The organism is Micromonospora sp. KC606 (assembly GCF_004348675.1).
GTDB lineage: Bacteria > Actinomycetota > Actinomycetes > Mycobacteriales > Micromonosporaceae > Micromonospora.
Map to the genome: position 1 here is coordinate 44,937 of NZ_SMKN01000012.1, position 12,789 is coordinate 57,725.

10 protein-coding genes are annotated in these 12,789 nt (G+C 68.4%); 4 read left to right on the plus strand and 6 right to left on the minus strand.

Translation table 11 applies throughout. The features are described from left to right. Nucleotides 1-321 precede the first annotated feature (321 nt). Nucleotides 322-2,058 (plus strand): Shedu anti-phage system protein SduA domain-containing protein, encoded by a 1,737-nt coding sequence (locus E1193_RS05045; protein WP_132180705.1) that lies wholly within the window; start codon nt 322-324, stop codon nt 2,056-2,058. Nucleotides 2,059-2,336: 278 nt separating this feature from the next. Further along, entirely contained in the window at nt 2,337-3,140 is an 804-nt protein-coding gene (locus E1193_RS05050) for a DUF5677 domain-containing protein (RefSeq protein WP_347877011.1), read from the plus strand. 64 nt (nt 3,141-3,204) lie between these two features. Here E1193_RS05050 and E1193_RS05055 read toward each other — a convergent pair whose 3' ends face one another. The 6 genes from E1193_RS05055 to E1193_RS05085 all read right to left on the minus strand — a co-directional run bounded on the left by E1193_RS05055 (nt 3,205) and on the right by E1193_RS05085 (nt 10,656). Beyond that, nucleotides 3,205-3,813, minus strand: coding sequence for a hypothetical protein (locus E1193_RS05055; RefSeq protein WP_132180709.1), 609 nt, complete (start codon nt 3,811-3,813; stop codon nt 3,205-3,207). After that, nucleotides 3,813-4,190, minus strand: a complete 378-nt coding sequence (locus E1193_RS05060) for a hypothetical protein (protein ID WP_132180711.1) — start codon at nt 4,188-4,190, stop codon at nt 3,813-3,815. Before E1193_RS05060 ends, E1193_RS05055 begins: the two co-directional genes overlap by 1 nt. A 1,294-nt stretch (nt 4,191-5,484) precedes the next feature. Then, nucleotides 5,485-6,417, minus strand: a complete 933-nt coding sequence (locus E1193_RS05070) for a replication-relaxation family protein (protein ID WP_132180715.1) — start codon at nt 6,415-6,417, stop codon at nt 5,485-5,487. A gap of 583 nt (nt 6,418-7,000) precedes the next feature. Beyond that, entirely contained in the window at nt 7,001-7,969 is a 969-nt protein-coding gene (locus E1193_RS05075; protein ID WP_165945639.1) for a replication-relaxation family protein, read from the minus strand. 430 nt (nt 7,970-8,399) lie between these two features. Then, nucleotides 8,400-9,263: a hypothetical protein gene (locus E1193_RS05080; protein WP_132180719.1), complete on the minus strand. Its 864-nt coding sequence runs from the start codon at nt 9,261-9,263 to the stop codon at nt 8,400-8,402. A 1,159-nt stretch (nt 9,264-10,422) separates the two neighbouring features. Continuing rightward, complete coding sequence (locus tag E1193_RS05085) at nt 10,423-10,656, minus strand: hypothetical protein (RefSeq protein ID WP_132180721.1); 234 nt, start codon at nt 10,654-10,656, stop codon at nt 10,423-10,425. 719 nt (nt 10,657-11,375) lie between these two features. Here E1193_RS05085 and E1193_RS05090 point away from each other — a divergent pair. Both E1193_RS05090 and E1193_RS05095 read left to right on the plus strand, forming a co-directional pair. After that, nucleotides 11,376-11,708, plus strand: coding sequence for a hypothetical protein (locus E1193_RS05090; protein WP_132180723.1), 333 nt, complete (start codon nt 11,376-11,378; stop codon nt 11,706-11,708). Nucleotides 11,709-11,899: 191 nt separating this feature from the next. After that, nucleotides 11,900-12,718 carry a transglutaminase domain-containing protein gene (locus tag E1193_RS05095; RefSeq protein WP_132180725.1) on the plus strand — a complete coding sequence of 273 codons (819 nt, stop codon included), beginning with the start codon at nt 11,900-11,902 and terminating at the stop codon, nt 12,716-12,718. Nucleotides 12,719-12,789: the final 71 nt, after the last annotated feature.

The following is a 12,789-nucleotide window of genomic DNA, read 5'->3' on the forward strand; positions in this document are numbered from 1 at the left end:
GGTCAGAGTCAGTTCGGCGTCCTGTTTCCCGCGGAATGCTCCGCGGTTCTGCGGAGCAGTCGATAAGCCCATGTTGTCTGGCAGCGAAGTGCGCAGGTCAAGGCGGTAAGGAGCCGTTGGTTGGCCTGACCTTGCAACTGAGAGCAGATTGGGTGCAGGTTGGCGAAGAGGCCGCCGCGACCGAAGTGCTCACCGACGCTGGCTACATCCGCCCCTCGAGAGTGTCAGAGCCTGCCGATATCGTGACGCCTTGTCGTCAGCCGGCTTCAACCGCGGCGGTGATGATGATGGCTTCTGGCGCCGACACGGCGAGGAGAATCGGTGGCGTACTGGTTGATGGCGGTGGACCATGGTTCGAGGGCCTACGAGGCACCGCCACGGCCGATCCCGGGCGATTGGGAGACATCGCATTGCACCGGCCGAGATGACCACCATGTGGCCGAGGTCGCAGAGGGCGACGCCGTCGCCCTGATCCGCGTGGGCCGCCATGGCGGCGTCGTCGCGCACGGTCACACCACGGCTGTAGTCGCCGACCACACCTTCAATGAGGGGCGCTTCTATTTGCGGTGCGACCCGCGAAGAATCGCCGTCCGGTTCGACGAGACCTACCTGAGCGCACCCGCCCCGCTGCGGTTGCTATCGGGCATCGCCGCCAGCGCGAAGGCTCGGTACGCACGCAGGGCTCAGTCCCGGCCGGTGCCGCTACTCGAGATCTCTGACGAGGCATGGCAGACGCTGATGCGAGCGGTTGAAACGCCTGGTCGCCTCGAATGGCCGGTCGCCTGGAATCTCGAGCCCGGCGCAGTGGTCAGCCGCAGGGACGTGCACGACACCTACGGCGGCCAGCGTCAGGGCGCGATCGTGCGCTGCGGCACGACACCCAATACCTTCGTATTCCTCGGGGCAGGCTCCAATGGTGCACCGTTCACCTTTCGGTGGGCCGATGACGGTGCGCTGACCTTCGTCGGAAAGCCGGAGGAGATTACCAACACCGCCCCCACCGCCGAGCCGGTTAGCTCTGAGAACCGGCTCGTTCTGGGACACCTGCGCTCCGGAATCCCATTGCGGATCTTTCACAGCAGCGGCAGGAAGCCGGTCATCTATCTCGGCGAGGCGGTTGTTGACCAGGAGCGCCCGGTCGAAGGCTGGATCGACGTCGCGACGCCTCCGCCGATAATGACTCCACGCCGCCGCACCTGGCAACCCGCCCACGAGCAGCGGCGTTTCCGGGCACCGCTGTTGCGTGTGCATCCAGCTACCGAACTCGCTCCATTCTTGGCGCCGGAAGAGCAACCCCGGCGCCGGCGCCAGACGTTACGGCTCGCTGTAACCCGCTCCGTCAACGACGCCGGGCCGTCCACCCAGCCGCCGGCCGCTCAACTGTCAGACGCCGAGGCGATCCAGCATGCCACCGACCGGCTGCGCGCGGTGCCCGACGGCGCGATGCCGGAGCTGGCCGAAGCCGCAGAACTCGCCGATCTGGTAATCCGCCGACATCGGACCGCTGCGCTGGGCGACCTTCGCCGTCTCATCCGCGACCCGGACACCCGAGAACCGGCCATCCAGCGACTGCTCGAGCAACACACCTGGGTCTTCGGCGGCGAGTACATGGGTGCCGCAGCCCGGCGAGCGCTGTCGCTTAGTGACCAGCTGGACATCCCGCTCATCCGCGGCGACGGAACCCTGCACGGCGTCGAGATCAAACAGGCGAACATCCCGAAACTCGTGGTCGTTCACCGCGGCCGGCCCGTCGTCGGAGCACCGGTACACGAGGCTGTCGTGCAGGCAATGAACTACCTGCGCGGCCTGGATGAGCAACGCCATGCGCTGCTCAACGAGTACGGCGTGGACTGCCGCCGCGCCTCGATGACCGTGGTCATCGGCGACCCAGCGTTTGTCCGAGAGCAGCTCACGGCCGAGGAGATTGCTGAGGCCATCCGCACCTACAATTCGCACCTGAGCCGGATCAGGGTGGTCACTTACTCCGAACTCCTCGACGGTGCCCACCGATCACTGCGCTTAGGCGGAGCGTCGACCCCAGTGCCCCTACGCCAGTAGCAGGCATCACCGGTGGTACCTGTCCTTTGAACTACCACGCGTTGACCAGCTGACGGCCGCCGGACCGTAGGACGGCTCAGTACAGTGGCGCGGTGAGCCAGGTCGCACCACAACCCTGACGTTCACCTGGTCTTTGTCGGTGACATCAGCGCCCGTGATGGTCCGTCAGCCGGCGGGCCAGCCTCTCACGCCGACGTGCGGCGCGTTCTCACGCCCGCATTTCTCGGTTGCGCCCGGGGTTCCCAACCATTCAAAGTAATGCCGTGACCCCGATTCAGATGCCCGACCCCACCCTGCTAGACGTCGCAGAAGTTGTCCAAGCGGGTGCTTCGGCCTTCGTTAGCAAGCGAATCTCCGCTACCCCATCAGGGGAGTGGGAGGCTCCGATAGAGGCGTGGAATCTAGCAAGCCTTGCGGTTCGATCAGTTGAAGGCGTGTGCCTCATAGCGCGAACCGATATGGGTTTGGCTACTGCGGCAACGCAATGCGCCCGCGCGGCGCTGGAGCACACCGTGCGCGCGATCTGGCTGCTCCATCCAGCAGATCGCTTCATGGGCGAGGTGCGCTGGCTAGCACTTTTGCACGAATGGGAGCGGTTTGAGGAGTCGGCCACTAAGGAGATCGGCGATACCGCGATTCGCGATAAGCACCTGCAAAAGGCCCGCGCTATTAAGGATTTTAGGACAGGGGTTGAGGCGCGCCTGCCAGTTGGTTATTCGTCCTTGCGCCGGCTTCCAAGCATGCGGGACATGATGGTCGAAATAGGCATCGGCTCCTTCTACCAGTACTATCGCAAACTCTCGCAGCCAGTTCACGGGACTATGGAGGCGACTGAGACCTACAGACGTAACCTAGGCGATAAGAAATTGTGCGGCGACTTCGGGGGACTGTTCGACTGGATTCTACCCATGCGCCTTTCGTGGGTTTGTATCCGCAACCTCCATGAGATGGTGTTATTTCGTTGCGGGCCGAAGCCGGTCGAGCTACCCCTTCTGACACCAGGCGAGACCGATGTCGACGGGATCTTTGCCACCATGGCTCATAGGGCGGCCGAGTTGCTTCCCGACGGTCGGGAGGGATAGCAGCAAGGCTTGCCGTCGATTCGGCCTGTCAGTGGCGCTCAAGAGCTAAGGCAGGTTCTGACCGTCAGGTGGTGGCGCCGACGCGGGTTGCGAGATCGCGAAGCCCTGCCGGGGTTGCTGTCGGGGCGTACAGCAGCGATGACACGAGGTCGCGGACCGAGGGGCGGTTGACCTCTTCGGGGGCGTGCCGTTCCGCGGAGAGTAGGGCCTGAACGACGCGGTCGGGTTTGCCGTGGTGGGTCCAAGCGCGGGCGGTGTCCACGCAGAAGCGGCCGTACCGTTCGGTGCTGGGCAACTCTGCCGGTCGTACGGTTTGGGCGCTACGCAGTACGGTGCCGGTATCGCCGAGTGCGGTGTAGACGCCGATCTTGTAACTGGCAACGGTGGCCGGACTCAGCGGCACGACGGTGCCGGGCACGGTGGTCCCGCCGAGCCGGCCGGCGGCTGCGGCGGCTTCGTCGATGAATGCGGCGGCGGCCGGGGCGTTGCCCGCTTGGGCGCTGCTGTACGCGGCGGTGCACAACAGGTTCCCGTACGCCGCGATGAGGGCCGCGTCGGCTCCGCCGGAGTCGGCGCCCAGGCCCTCGGCGGTGGTGGTGAGCAGATGCAGGGCGCCGTCGTGGTGGCCCTCGCGGCGCATGGCGATCGCGACGGTGTGGGTGGCGGCGGCCATCACCACCCCGTTGCCGGTTCCCGGGAGGCGGTCAGGGCGCGGTCGGCGAGTACCCAGGCGATGGCGTCGTCGCCGAGCTTCGTGCTGACCGACGAGGCGAGCACGTACGCCCGGGCGAGGTGGCCGGCGAGCGCTTCGCGCTGGCGGCCGGCCGCTTGGTCGCGGGCAATGTGTAGACCGGACAGCAGGCTGGGAAGCCCGCGGGTGAGTTCTGCAAAGCGGCTGTCGGCGTAGGCACGGCTCGCCGCAGCGAGTCCGGTGGTGAGCGCGTCAGGTGCCATCGGCGGAGCTATGGAGCCGCCGGTGAGCAGCAGCGCTTCGAGACTAGTCGCCTGGGCCGGCCCGGAGCCAGCGGTCAGGCCGGCGACCGCAGTCACTGCTGCGCCTGCCCGAAAGATCCGTCGTCGCATGAAGCAGCCGCCTTCGCCGTCGCCTGAACGGCGGAGCCTATCGGCCTCGGAGTTGCTCGCGGCCGAGGTGTGGGCGGCACGACCGTCGTGTCGCCGGACGTCATCCGAGAGCCCGAGCATCACCGCAGGGATGGACAGGGCGTGGGCCAGTCGGCGGCGGACGTCGATGTCGTGCAGTGGGGCGCGTTCGAGGCGCGAGATCGTCGAGTCGGAGTATCCGCACAGGTGCCGAGCTCGCTCTGGGTCAGACCGGCGGCTTGACGCACAAGCCGGATAACGGCTCCGGCGTCGTCGCGGGCGACGGCAGCGCGAAGTTCCGGGGACTGCCATATCGGGTGGGTTGGTGCTGGTCTGCGCTCGCTGGCACCCACCTTCGTCACGGTAACCGACTGTCATGGCGAGGTGGTGGGTCGCGTTGTGCGGGTTATGCAAACGCGTTGCGGTCCCTGCACAGCAGCTACCGGCGGGCGGTGGCGATGGGCGGTGATGGATGCACCAACCACCACCGGGGCCGGAGCAGCGGCTCGGGGAAAGAGGTCGTCTTGTTGTTCGCAGATCCGGTACGGGTAGTCGTGCCCAGCACGTTGGCACGTCGGTTGGCGCAGGTGTGCACGTTGGAGATGGACGGGCACCGGTGGGCCGCGGCGAACGTGGTCGCGGCCCGCCAGGTGCTCGAGGCACCGGATGCCCGGGCGGTGCTCGACCCGCTCCGGCGGCAGGTTGCGGCAGTTGCCGTTGTGGTCGGGATGGTGGGCGGCGGTGACGTCGAGGGCGAGCCGCCACATGAGCGGGTCGGTCACGTCGTCGGGTATCGCGGCGAGCAGGCTGAGGCGTTCACGGGACACGGCGGGTTTCCTTCTGTCGGTCGTGTTCGCCGGTCGCCGGGACGAGTGGCGGGCGGCAGACACGATCGGCGCTCACCTTCGCCTGAAGGTCAAGTCGTTCGTCCGCTCGTGGCCTTGAGGTGCGAGGAGCAGGCGCAGTGTGATGCGCCGAGGCTGCCGGTCAAGGGTTGGCGGCGGTGGGTCTATTCGGCGGCGGGCGTGGCCCGAGCGGCCTGAGGATAAGGACCAGGAGCAATCCTGGCACCGCGACTCAGGCCGATCAACGTCTCCGATCGAGGCGTAGTCCGCTCTGGTACCCCGTGCGCGCCCGCACGGCGGGTGACGGTTACCGGCCCGGCGAGTGGCGGGTGGGGGGTGGGTTCGGCGGCGTGTGCGGCCTGGAGGCCGCCGCACGCGCCAGTGTCCGCTGCTCCTCATTAGGCGGCCGGCTCGCCCGGGGTGGGCTGGTCGGTGGGGTAGTGGTCGTCGTGGTGGGTGTCGGTGTAGGGCAGGTCGATGAGGCGGTGACGGCCGGAACAGCCGGGTAGTTGCCAGATCTGGTGGGCGGGGCTGGCGGCGAGGGCGGTGCGTAGTTCGGCGGTGGTGGTGGCGATGGCCGCCTCCGGGCCGGTGCCGGCGATCCGGTGGTGCAGGTTCGCCTCGCGGCGGGCGGAGGGAAGGTGCAACAGCACCGGCCACGCCCAAGTGCTCAGGAGGTAGAGCCGCTCGTATTTGATGATTTTGTCGATGAGGACCTGCAGGTTCTCCCCGCTGGTGTCGTACTCAAGGAAGAACGGCACGGACCGTCCGTCCTCGGTCCATATTCCGGCGCCGTCGGGGCGGGGGAAGCCGGTCGCTCCGGCGATGATGATGTTCGGGTCGCCGCCTTCGCGGTAGAGGGTGCCGGGTTCGTGGTAGGCGGACGCGGGCTGCCAGCGGACGAGGTCGGTGTCGGGGTGGGTGCGGGCGTGGGCGGCGAGGTCGATGAAGACCTGGTTGCCGCCGAGCAGGTGTGGCAGGTCCGGCCGGCGGGTGAGGGAGTGTTTGCGGCGGCGGGCTTGGTCGCGGCGGCCTCGTGGGAGTCCGCGTTGGGCGTGGACGTGGTCGTAGCCGAGTTGGTCCAGGACGTAGTGGTAGGGGTGGGAGCCTCCGTCGGCTTTGTTGGGTCGGAACCGGTCGACCGCTCGCAGGGCGGTGAGGCGGCGTAGGCGGCGTTGGGTGAAGTCCAGGGATGGGAACAGGGCGGCGGCGATCTGGTCGGTGGTGAGCACGCCGTGGTCGTAGAGCCAGCCCAGGAGCCGGTCATCGCGGGCGGTGATGCTGGCCTGCAGGCGCAGCAGCGGGTCCGCGGCGGGTAGGTGTTTACCCATGGGCACCAGCCCTGGGGGAGAGACCCCAGACTGGAGGGTCTGTCTGGAGCGTTCCCGGATTGCTGACAGCGGGGCTGACCTGGGCTGTGAGCGGCCGTGAGGGGTCAGGTTGGGGGTCAGGATCAAGACGGACGGTAGAACGGAGATCGGCACTGACCGCTGAAGCGCCGGGCACAACGGGTTCGGCGTGACGCTGCGGTGAGGCTGGGTGTGAGTCGGGCTGGTGAGGTTCGCGATGCGGGGTGATCATTGTTGTTGCTCCAGGGTCAGAGGTGCGACTGGGTGTGAGGACCGGAGGTCCGCGGTCGCTGTGCGGAGGCCTGGTTGGACATGCCAACCTGCCTGGTCTCGCGCGTGTGGCGAACGTCCGGTGACACGGGCGGTGTCAGTCGCCGCGATCGAAGTTGGTTACAGCGGCTGCGACCTGCGGTGTGAGAGCCGTAGGGGTTGCCGTTCGGGTTCGAAGCGAACGGCAACCTCCGATTGGCCCTCTGACAGTGACCGGGTAAGCGCTTCGTTGGGTCGCCCCGGTCTGCTCCTCGACCGGCCCGGGTGGGCTGGTCGAGGAGCAGCGCTCGGTTGGTCAGGGGCGCGGCGGGTAGTGGTACTCGCCGTTGGCGACGGATTCCTCGTAGGGGCGTTCCGGGTCGGAGATGGGGTGTGGCGCTCGGGGCCGTACCTCCTTGAAGGTCACGGTGTCGGGCGGCCACTGCTCGGGGGTGTGGGGAAGGTCGGTCAGGGCGAGGCGGTGTGTCTCGCCGATCGGCTGCCAGACCGGGTCGGCCGGGTGGCCGTGCTCGGGGTTGCTGGTGACGACGGTGAGGTGCCGCGTGTTGCGGCGCTCGAGGTAGCGGCGCAGTTCCTGCTCTCGCTGCGGGTCGGCGGCGTGGAACAGCAGGGTCGCCAGGCCGGTTTGTTCGGCCAGCGGTCGGTAGGCGTGGACGCGGTCGGCGAGGTCGGCGGGACGGATCTCGCCGAGGTCGGGCTGGTACCAGAACGCGTGGCGGTTACGGTCGTGGATGTACTCGCCGTGCCAGGCGGCATGCCGCGCTCCGGTGACGTACCGACAGGTGCGCGGTGACCACCAGGTACGTAGGTCACTGCCGGGCTCGGTGAGCGCTTGGGTGGCCAGGTCGACGAAGAAGTCATTGGCCTGCAGCAGGCCGGGCAGCTCTGCATGTTCGCGGAGCCGGTCGCGGGTTCGGTACACCTGCGCCGGTGTGACATCGTGGTCTTCGTCGAGTGGGGTGAGTTGGGCGCCGATCGGGCCGAGGCACCACGAGGTGTCGGCGGTGGCCGCCGTGCCGGTGTTCCAGAGGCGGTCGATCCAGCCGCGGCGGGCGAGGATCGTCAGACGTCGGGTGGCCGACGCCGTGGTGGTGGCGAAGCCGAGTGCGGTGAGCTGCGCGGTGGTCAGGACGCGGTGCTCGGCGAGCATCTCGACGGCCCACCAGTCGGGCAGGCGCATGCGGCCGCTCTCGGCCAGGAGCAGCTCCACCGGGATCGGGCGGGTGGACGGGACAGTGAACTGGGGATGGTAGATGGTCGCCATGACCGGTACCTCCAAGATGGCGCCATCCCTCGGGGGGATGGCTGGGGTGGATGACTGCCGTGCGGGCCGCGTCGGTGCGGCACACACGGGCGGACCACGCCGCCGCGGCCAGTGCGTCGCGGCGGATGACAGGGCGGCGCCGGCTCGCCGATTCCGTGCCCGAGCTCGCCGCCAGGGGGCGGCACCGGCCGGTCCGCGCGGCCGGATCGACGGCTGAGGCATGCGGCACGGCCTGAATCGGAGCGCAGCCCCGCTCTGGCGCCGTCATCAGGAAACCGCCGTTTGTGTGCTCTGGCGAACGCCTGCCCAACTCACAACCGCTCACAACCACTCACAGCGGGCGGTTTTCTCAGTCGAGGTGATCCAGCCCAGCAGCTTTAGCTGAGGAGGGGTGACGGCCCCGCGAGACGTGGCTCCGGGGACAGCGGACCTACGCCGCTGCCGTCGACGTGGTGGTGGTGGGGCTGCGATGGCGGCTGGCGGCGCGCAGGCTGGCGCGGCGTGCGGCTCGCGCCGCCAACGCCGAGGCGGCCTGTGGGGATGCCGCGTCGGTCAGCATGCCGTTGGCGAGGGCTTCGGCGAGGCGGGTGTCGATGCGGCCCAGCCGCATGCGCAGGGCGTCAGTGCTGATGCCCATCCGGGCGGCGATGGGTTCCATGGCCCGCCGGCCCAGCCGCACGTCGATGTAGGGCTGCTCGTCGTCGGCGTCGAGGATCCCTAGGCGCACCGCGCGGCGTACCAGTACGTCCGGATGCCCGTAGGGCACCTGCGGTGTCCGCGGTCCCGTGACGTGCTCCACGTCCTCGACCGGGATGAACTCGCCGGCCTGCTGACGCAACGCGTGACCGGCGCGCCACCCGGCCCGGCACAACGACGCGTACGGCGCGCGGCGGCCCACGTCCACGTGGTCACGCAGTGCCGCCAGGAATCCTGCGAGGACCTCCGCGCTGATGTCGTCGGGTTCGCCGCGGTAGCCGTCGGACAACTGCCTGGCGTAGCGGCGCAGCGCCGGCATCGCCATGCCGACCGCGGCGATGACCCACCGCGGACCGTCCAGGCGGGCGCGACGGATCAGCTCCCGCCACACCGCGTCGCGGGCGGTGTAGGCGCGTGGGTTAGCCAGCAGCCACTCCCGTAGCGCCGGCAGCGCCAGGACACCCGTCGGCAGGCCGTCATCCGGACCGAACATGTCGAGGTCGAGGGACAGGGGCACCGGGTCGCCGCTCAGAGCCGTGAACGCGACCTCGACGGCGTCCAGGGGCGAGGCGGGCCAGATCGTGTCGGACACACTCATGATCAACACTCCTAGGTCATGGAGGCCATCGAGCGTCGCCGCCGTGTCGCGGCGACGCTGGGAATGCCGATTACGCCACGACCGGCTCACAACCCGCTCACAGCGCAGGTCAACGCCGGAATGCCACCGCCAGGTGCCCCGTCATCGCGGCAGGCGCTGTCGCGCTCGAACCGCCGCGTCAACCGGTCACCCGGTGACGGCGAATGCGCCCTGAGCAGGACTGTGAGCGGCAGGCCAGGCGAAGTTCCACCCTGTCGCGGCAGCCGACGGCCTGCACTTTGGAGACTCCTCCGGGAGTCGTCGGGCCGCTCACACCGACTCACAGCCGCTCACACCGACACACAGCCGCTCACGGCGGCCGTGTCCCATGCCAGCCAACGGGATCTCACGCCAACGAAAGTGATCCGATTGCCAGTGCACGTCGTCGCTCCGTTGCTGCCGCAGGGAGCCTCTCGGATCAGTTCCCTGGCACTGCGACGGCTGGATCGTGCCTGGTGTGACTGACCTGGCCTGTCCAGCGCTCCGCCATCGAATCAGTTCGGCCAGCACGGGACAGGCCGGGAGCCGGAACGATGCAACAGTGGTGGCGCGGCTGGCCCCATCGCCCGGCCTACCGGCAGATCCCGACCGGCGACCAGACGACCTGGCCGGCAACGCTCGGCGGCCCGTAACGGGGCGCCGGTAATGACCGGGCAGTCGTCTGGCGGTGGCGTCGAGGCGGCGTTGAAGGATCTCTCACCGTGGCCGGCGGTGCCACGAGTGATGTCAATACCAACGACGCCTGTCGATGCATCCGGACACGGTGTCACTGCCGGCGGTCACGGTGGTCGCGTCATCGGCCGGGCGTCGACGGCCGTGTCAACGTGTCCGGCGGCGCCGCGTCGCAATGACAATGTCAGTGGCATCTATCGATGTAATTTGGTCATGGCGACGCCGCCCGCCGGTCACGATGACCGCGTCGCCGCGGTCTCCGGGCCGGGGTCGTCGCGCATGGCAATGCGCCAGCTGTGCCGCGTCATTGTGACATCGATTCATCTCGTTGACATCCTGTCCGTGCGGGTCACTGACCAGCGCTTTGACACGGGTCGGGACGCGTCGCGCGCGGCCCGACCAGGCGGGGGTGGGAGCGCCGACAGCGGTGGCGGCGGCGGGACGTCGGTCATGGGTAGGCCATGTCGGTCACGCCGTGAGTCACTCTTGCGCTCAGCCGCTGGAGGACGGTCAGGGTGAGCGCCATGACACCAGCGCGTCCCTGCGCCACGGACACGATGACATCACCCATGTCATAGACGACAGCCGATGACACGGTGACAGTCGGGTGGCCGCGCTCGGTGCCCCAGGCGGTCTGCTCTGGTCGGAGGCGTACGGCGCAGCGGATCAGGGCGGTGGACAAGGGCGGTAGGTCGGCGGTTCTTCCTGATCTGCTGAGCGTCGACGCCCAGGGTCCAGGCCTTTTGCAGTCCTCCTGCGCGGCGGCCCGACCGTAGATCCTGTCGGCGACGCCGCCGCGGCTGGCCCTGTGAGGCAGCTCGGTCGCGGGCTCGGCGAACCCGGTGGCTCCGATGCTGTGGTCGGCTGGGCGCGCGAGCGACGCCCACCAGGGTAAAGCCCCTTGACTGAGAGACCTGCCGGCGATCTCACGGCCGCCCCGCTCACAGACGGCCGGCGCAGCTTGAAGACGATGAGAAGGACACCCGGGCGAGCGGTCGGACGGGCGGCCCTGTGAGCCCCTGTGAGTGGCGGTGAGTCGGGCAGGCGTTCGCCAGAGCACACAAAAACGGGTTTACCGGTGTCAGCGCACCACCACGCTCGCGGCCGTGGCCCTAGCCACCTGCGGCTGAGGCGGCAGAGCAAGCTTCGACGAGGCGGTTCTGACGGTCTCGTGGGCCCCACCCGGACAGCGCGAGCTGGCCCCACCAGAGATCGCCGGAGTAGCAGCATGACGGTCTGAACTGGCCCCACCGGACGACTCGCCCCGCGACTACGGCATGTCACCGCGGCGCTGGCAGCGAGGACCGCAGCAGATGAGGACGCTTTTGAAGAACCTGGATGGCCACAAATGTGACGGATAAGCTGAAGCATCACGGGCCAGACCTGCTCTACCGTGACCGGATGCCTGAGACGTTCGAGGTCGACCGGGTCGACCGTATCGCGGACATCCTTTTCGGCGTCGCTACAGCGAAGGGACTGATCGGCTATGGCCCTCTCGCGAAGCGGGTGGACACCAGGCCGGACTTCCTGAGCCAGCCGCTCGACAAGGTCTCCTGTCGGGCGTTCGACAAGGGTGAGCCGCTGTGGAGTGCACTGGTCGTCTCCCGCAGCAACGGCCGACCGAGTTCGGGCTTTTACGGCTTGGCCCGAAGGATGCGGCCCGAGTATGCCTCGCTGAGCGACGACGAACTGTGGGAGCAGGAACGCGAGCGCTGTTACCAAGCAGCCTCGTAGACTAGAAGGTCGGAAGTCTGGCAGGCCCAGCCGGCAGGACCAGCCGGGCGGTCAGCCCTGCTTGGAGCGCCGTGCCTTTGGTAGCGGCAAATGCGGGATGTCGTGCGGGCCGGTTCGGTCACCGCGGAACAGCTCTTCTGCTGGTCGTGGAGGGGCAGCTGGTCGGGGTGGCGGCGCCTACGATGCCTGGCATGACAAGGAGGATCGATTTCGCGGTGGCAGGTCCACTGACGAGGATCGACGCGGTCCATGAGCCTGCGCTGGCGACTCTCCCGCGTGAGGCCGTGGAGATCTGCCGACTTGTTCACGATCTCGTCGTTCAGCCGGCTGACGCGAAGGGCCTGAGCGTGCCCGACGAGCGGTTCGCCGAGAACCAGCTCCGTCCCGTCAACGCTCTGATCAGCGCCCTGCTGGCCCTCGAGGCGGCTCCGCTGACCGTCGCGCGCGACCCCGCCCGGCGGGTGATCGGCACCTGCCGGCACTTCGCCGTGCTCAGCTGTGCCTTGCTGCGTTACCGCGGGATCGCGGCCCGAGCCCGCTGCGGCTTCGCCACGTACTTCCAGCCGGGCCAGGGCGTGGACCACTGGATCACCGAGTACCGCCGGGACGGCCGCTGGGTGCGGATCGATTCCGAGATCCTGGGCGGCTCCCTCGTTGCGAAACCCGAAGACCTCGCCGCCGACGAGTTCCTCACCGGAGGTGAGGCGTGGGCGGCCTTCCGGCAGGGGCACATCGACGCGGCGACCTTCGGCGTGTACGGCACCGAGAACTGGGGGCCGGCCGAGATCCGGGGAAACGCGATCAGGGATCTTGCCGCGCTGAACAAGGTCGAGATGCTGCCGTGGGACGAGTGGGGACGGATGGCGGCCTCCTACAAGGGCGACACGGGCCCCGAGTACGACGAACTCATCGACGCGATCGCCGCAGTCTGCGCCACCGATGATCCGGACGCCATCACGAACCTCTACGCCTCGGCGGACCTCACGGTGCCCACCGCGCTCCTGCGGTAACACCCGTTGGCGACTTTCCCCTGACAACGCCACCACGGCCCCGATCGTCGGCGACCACACGTCGAGCGGCC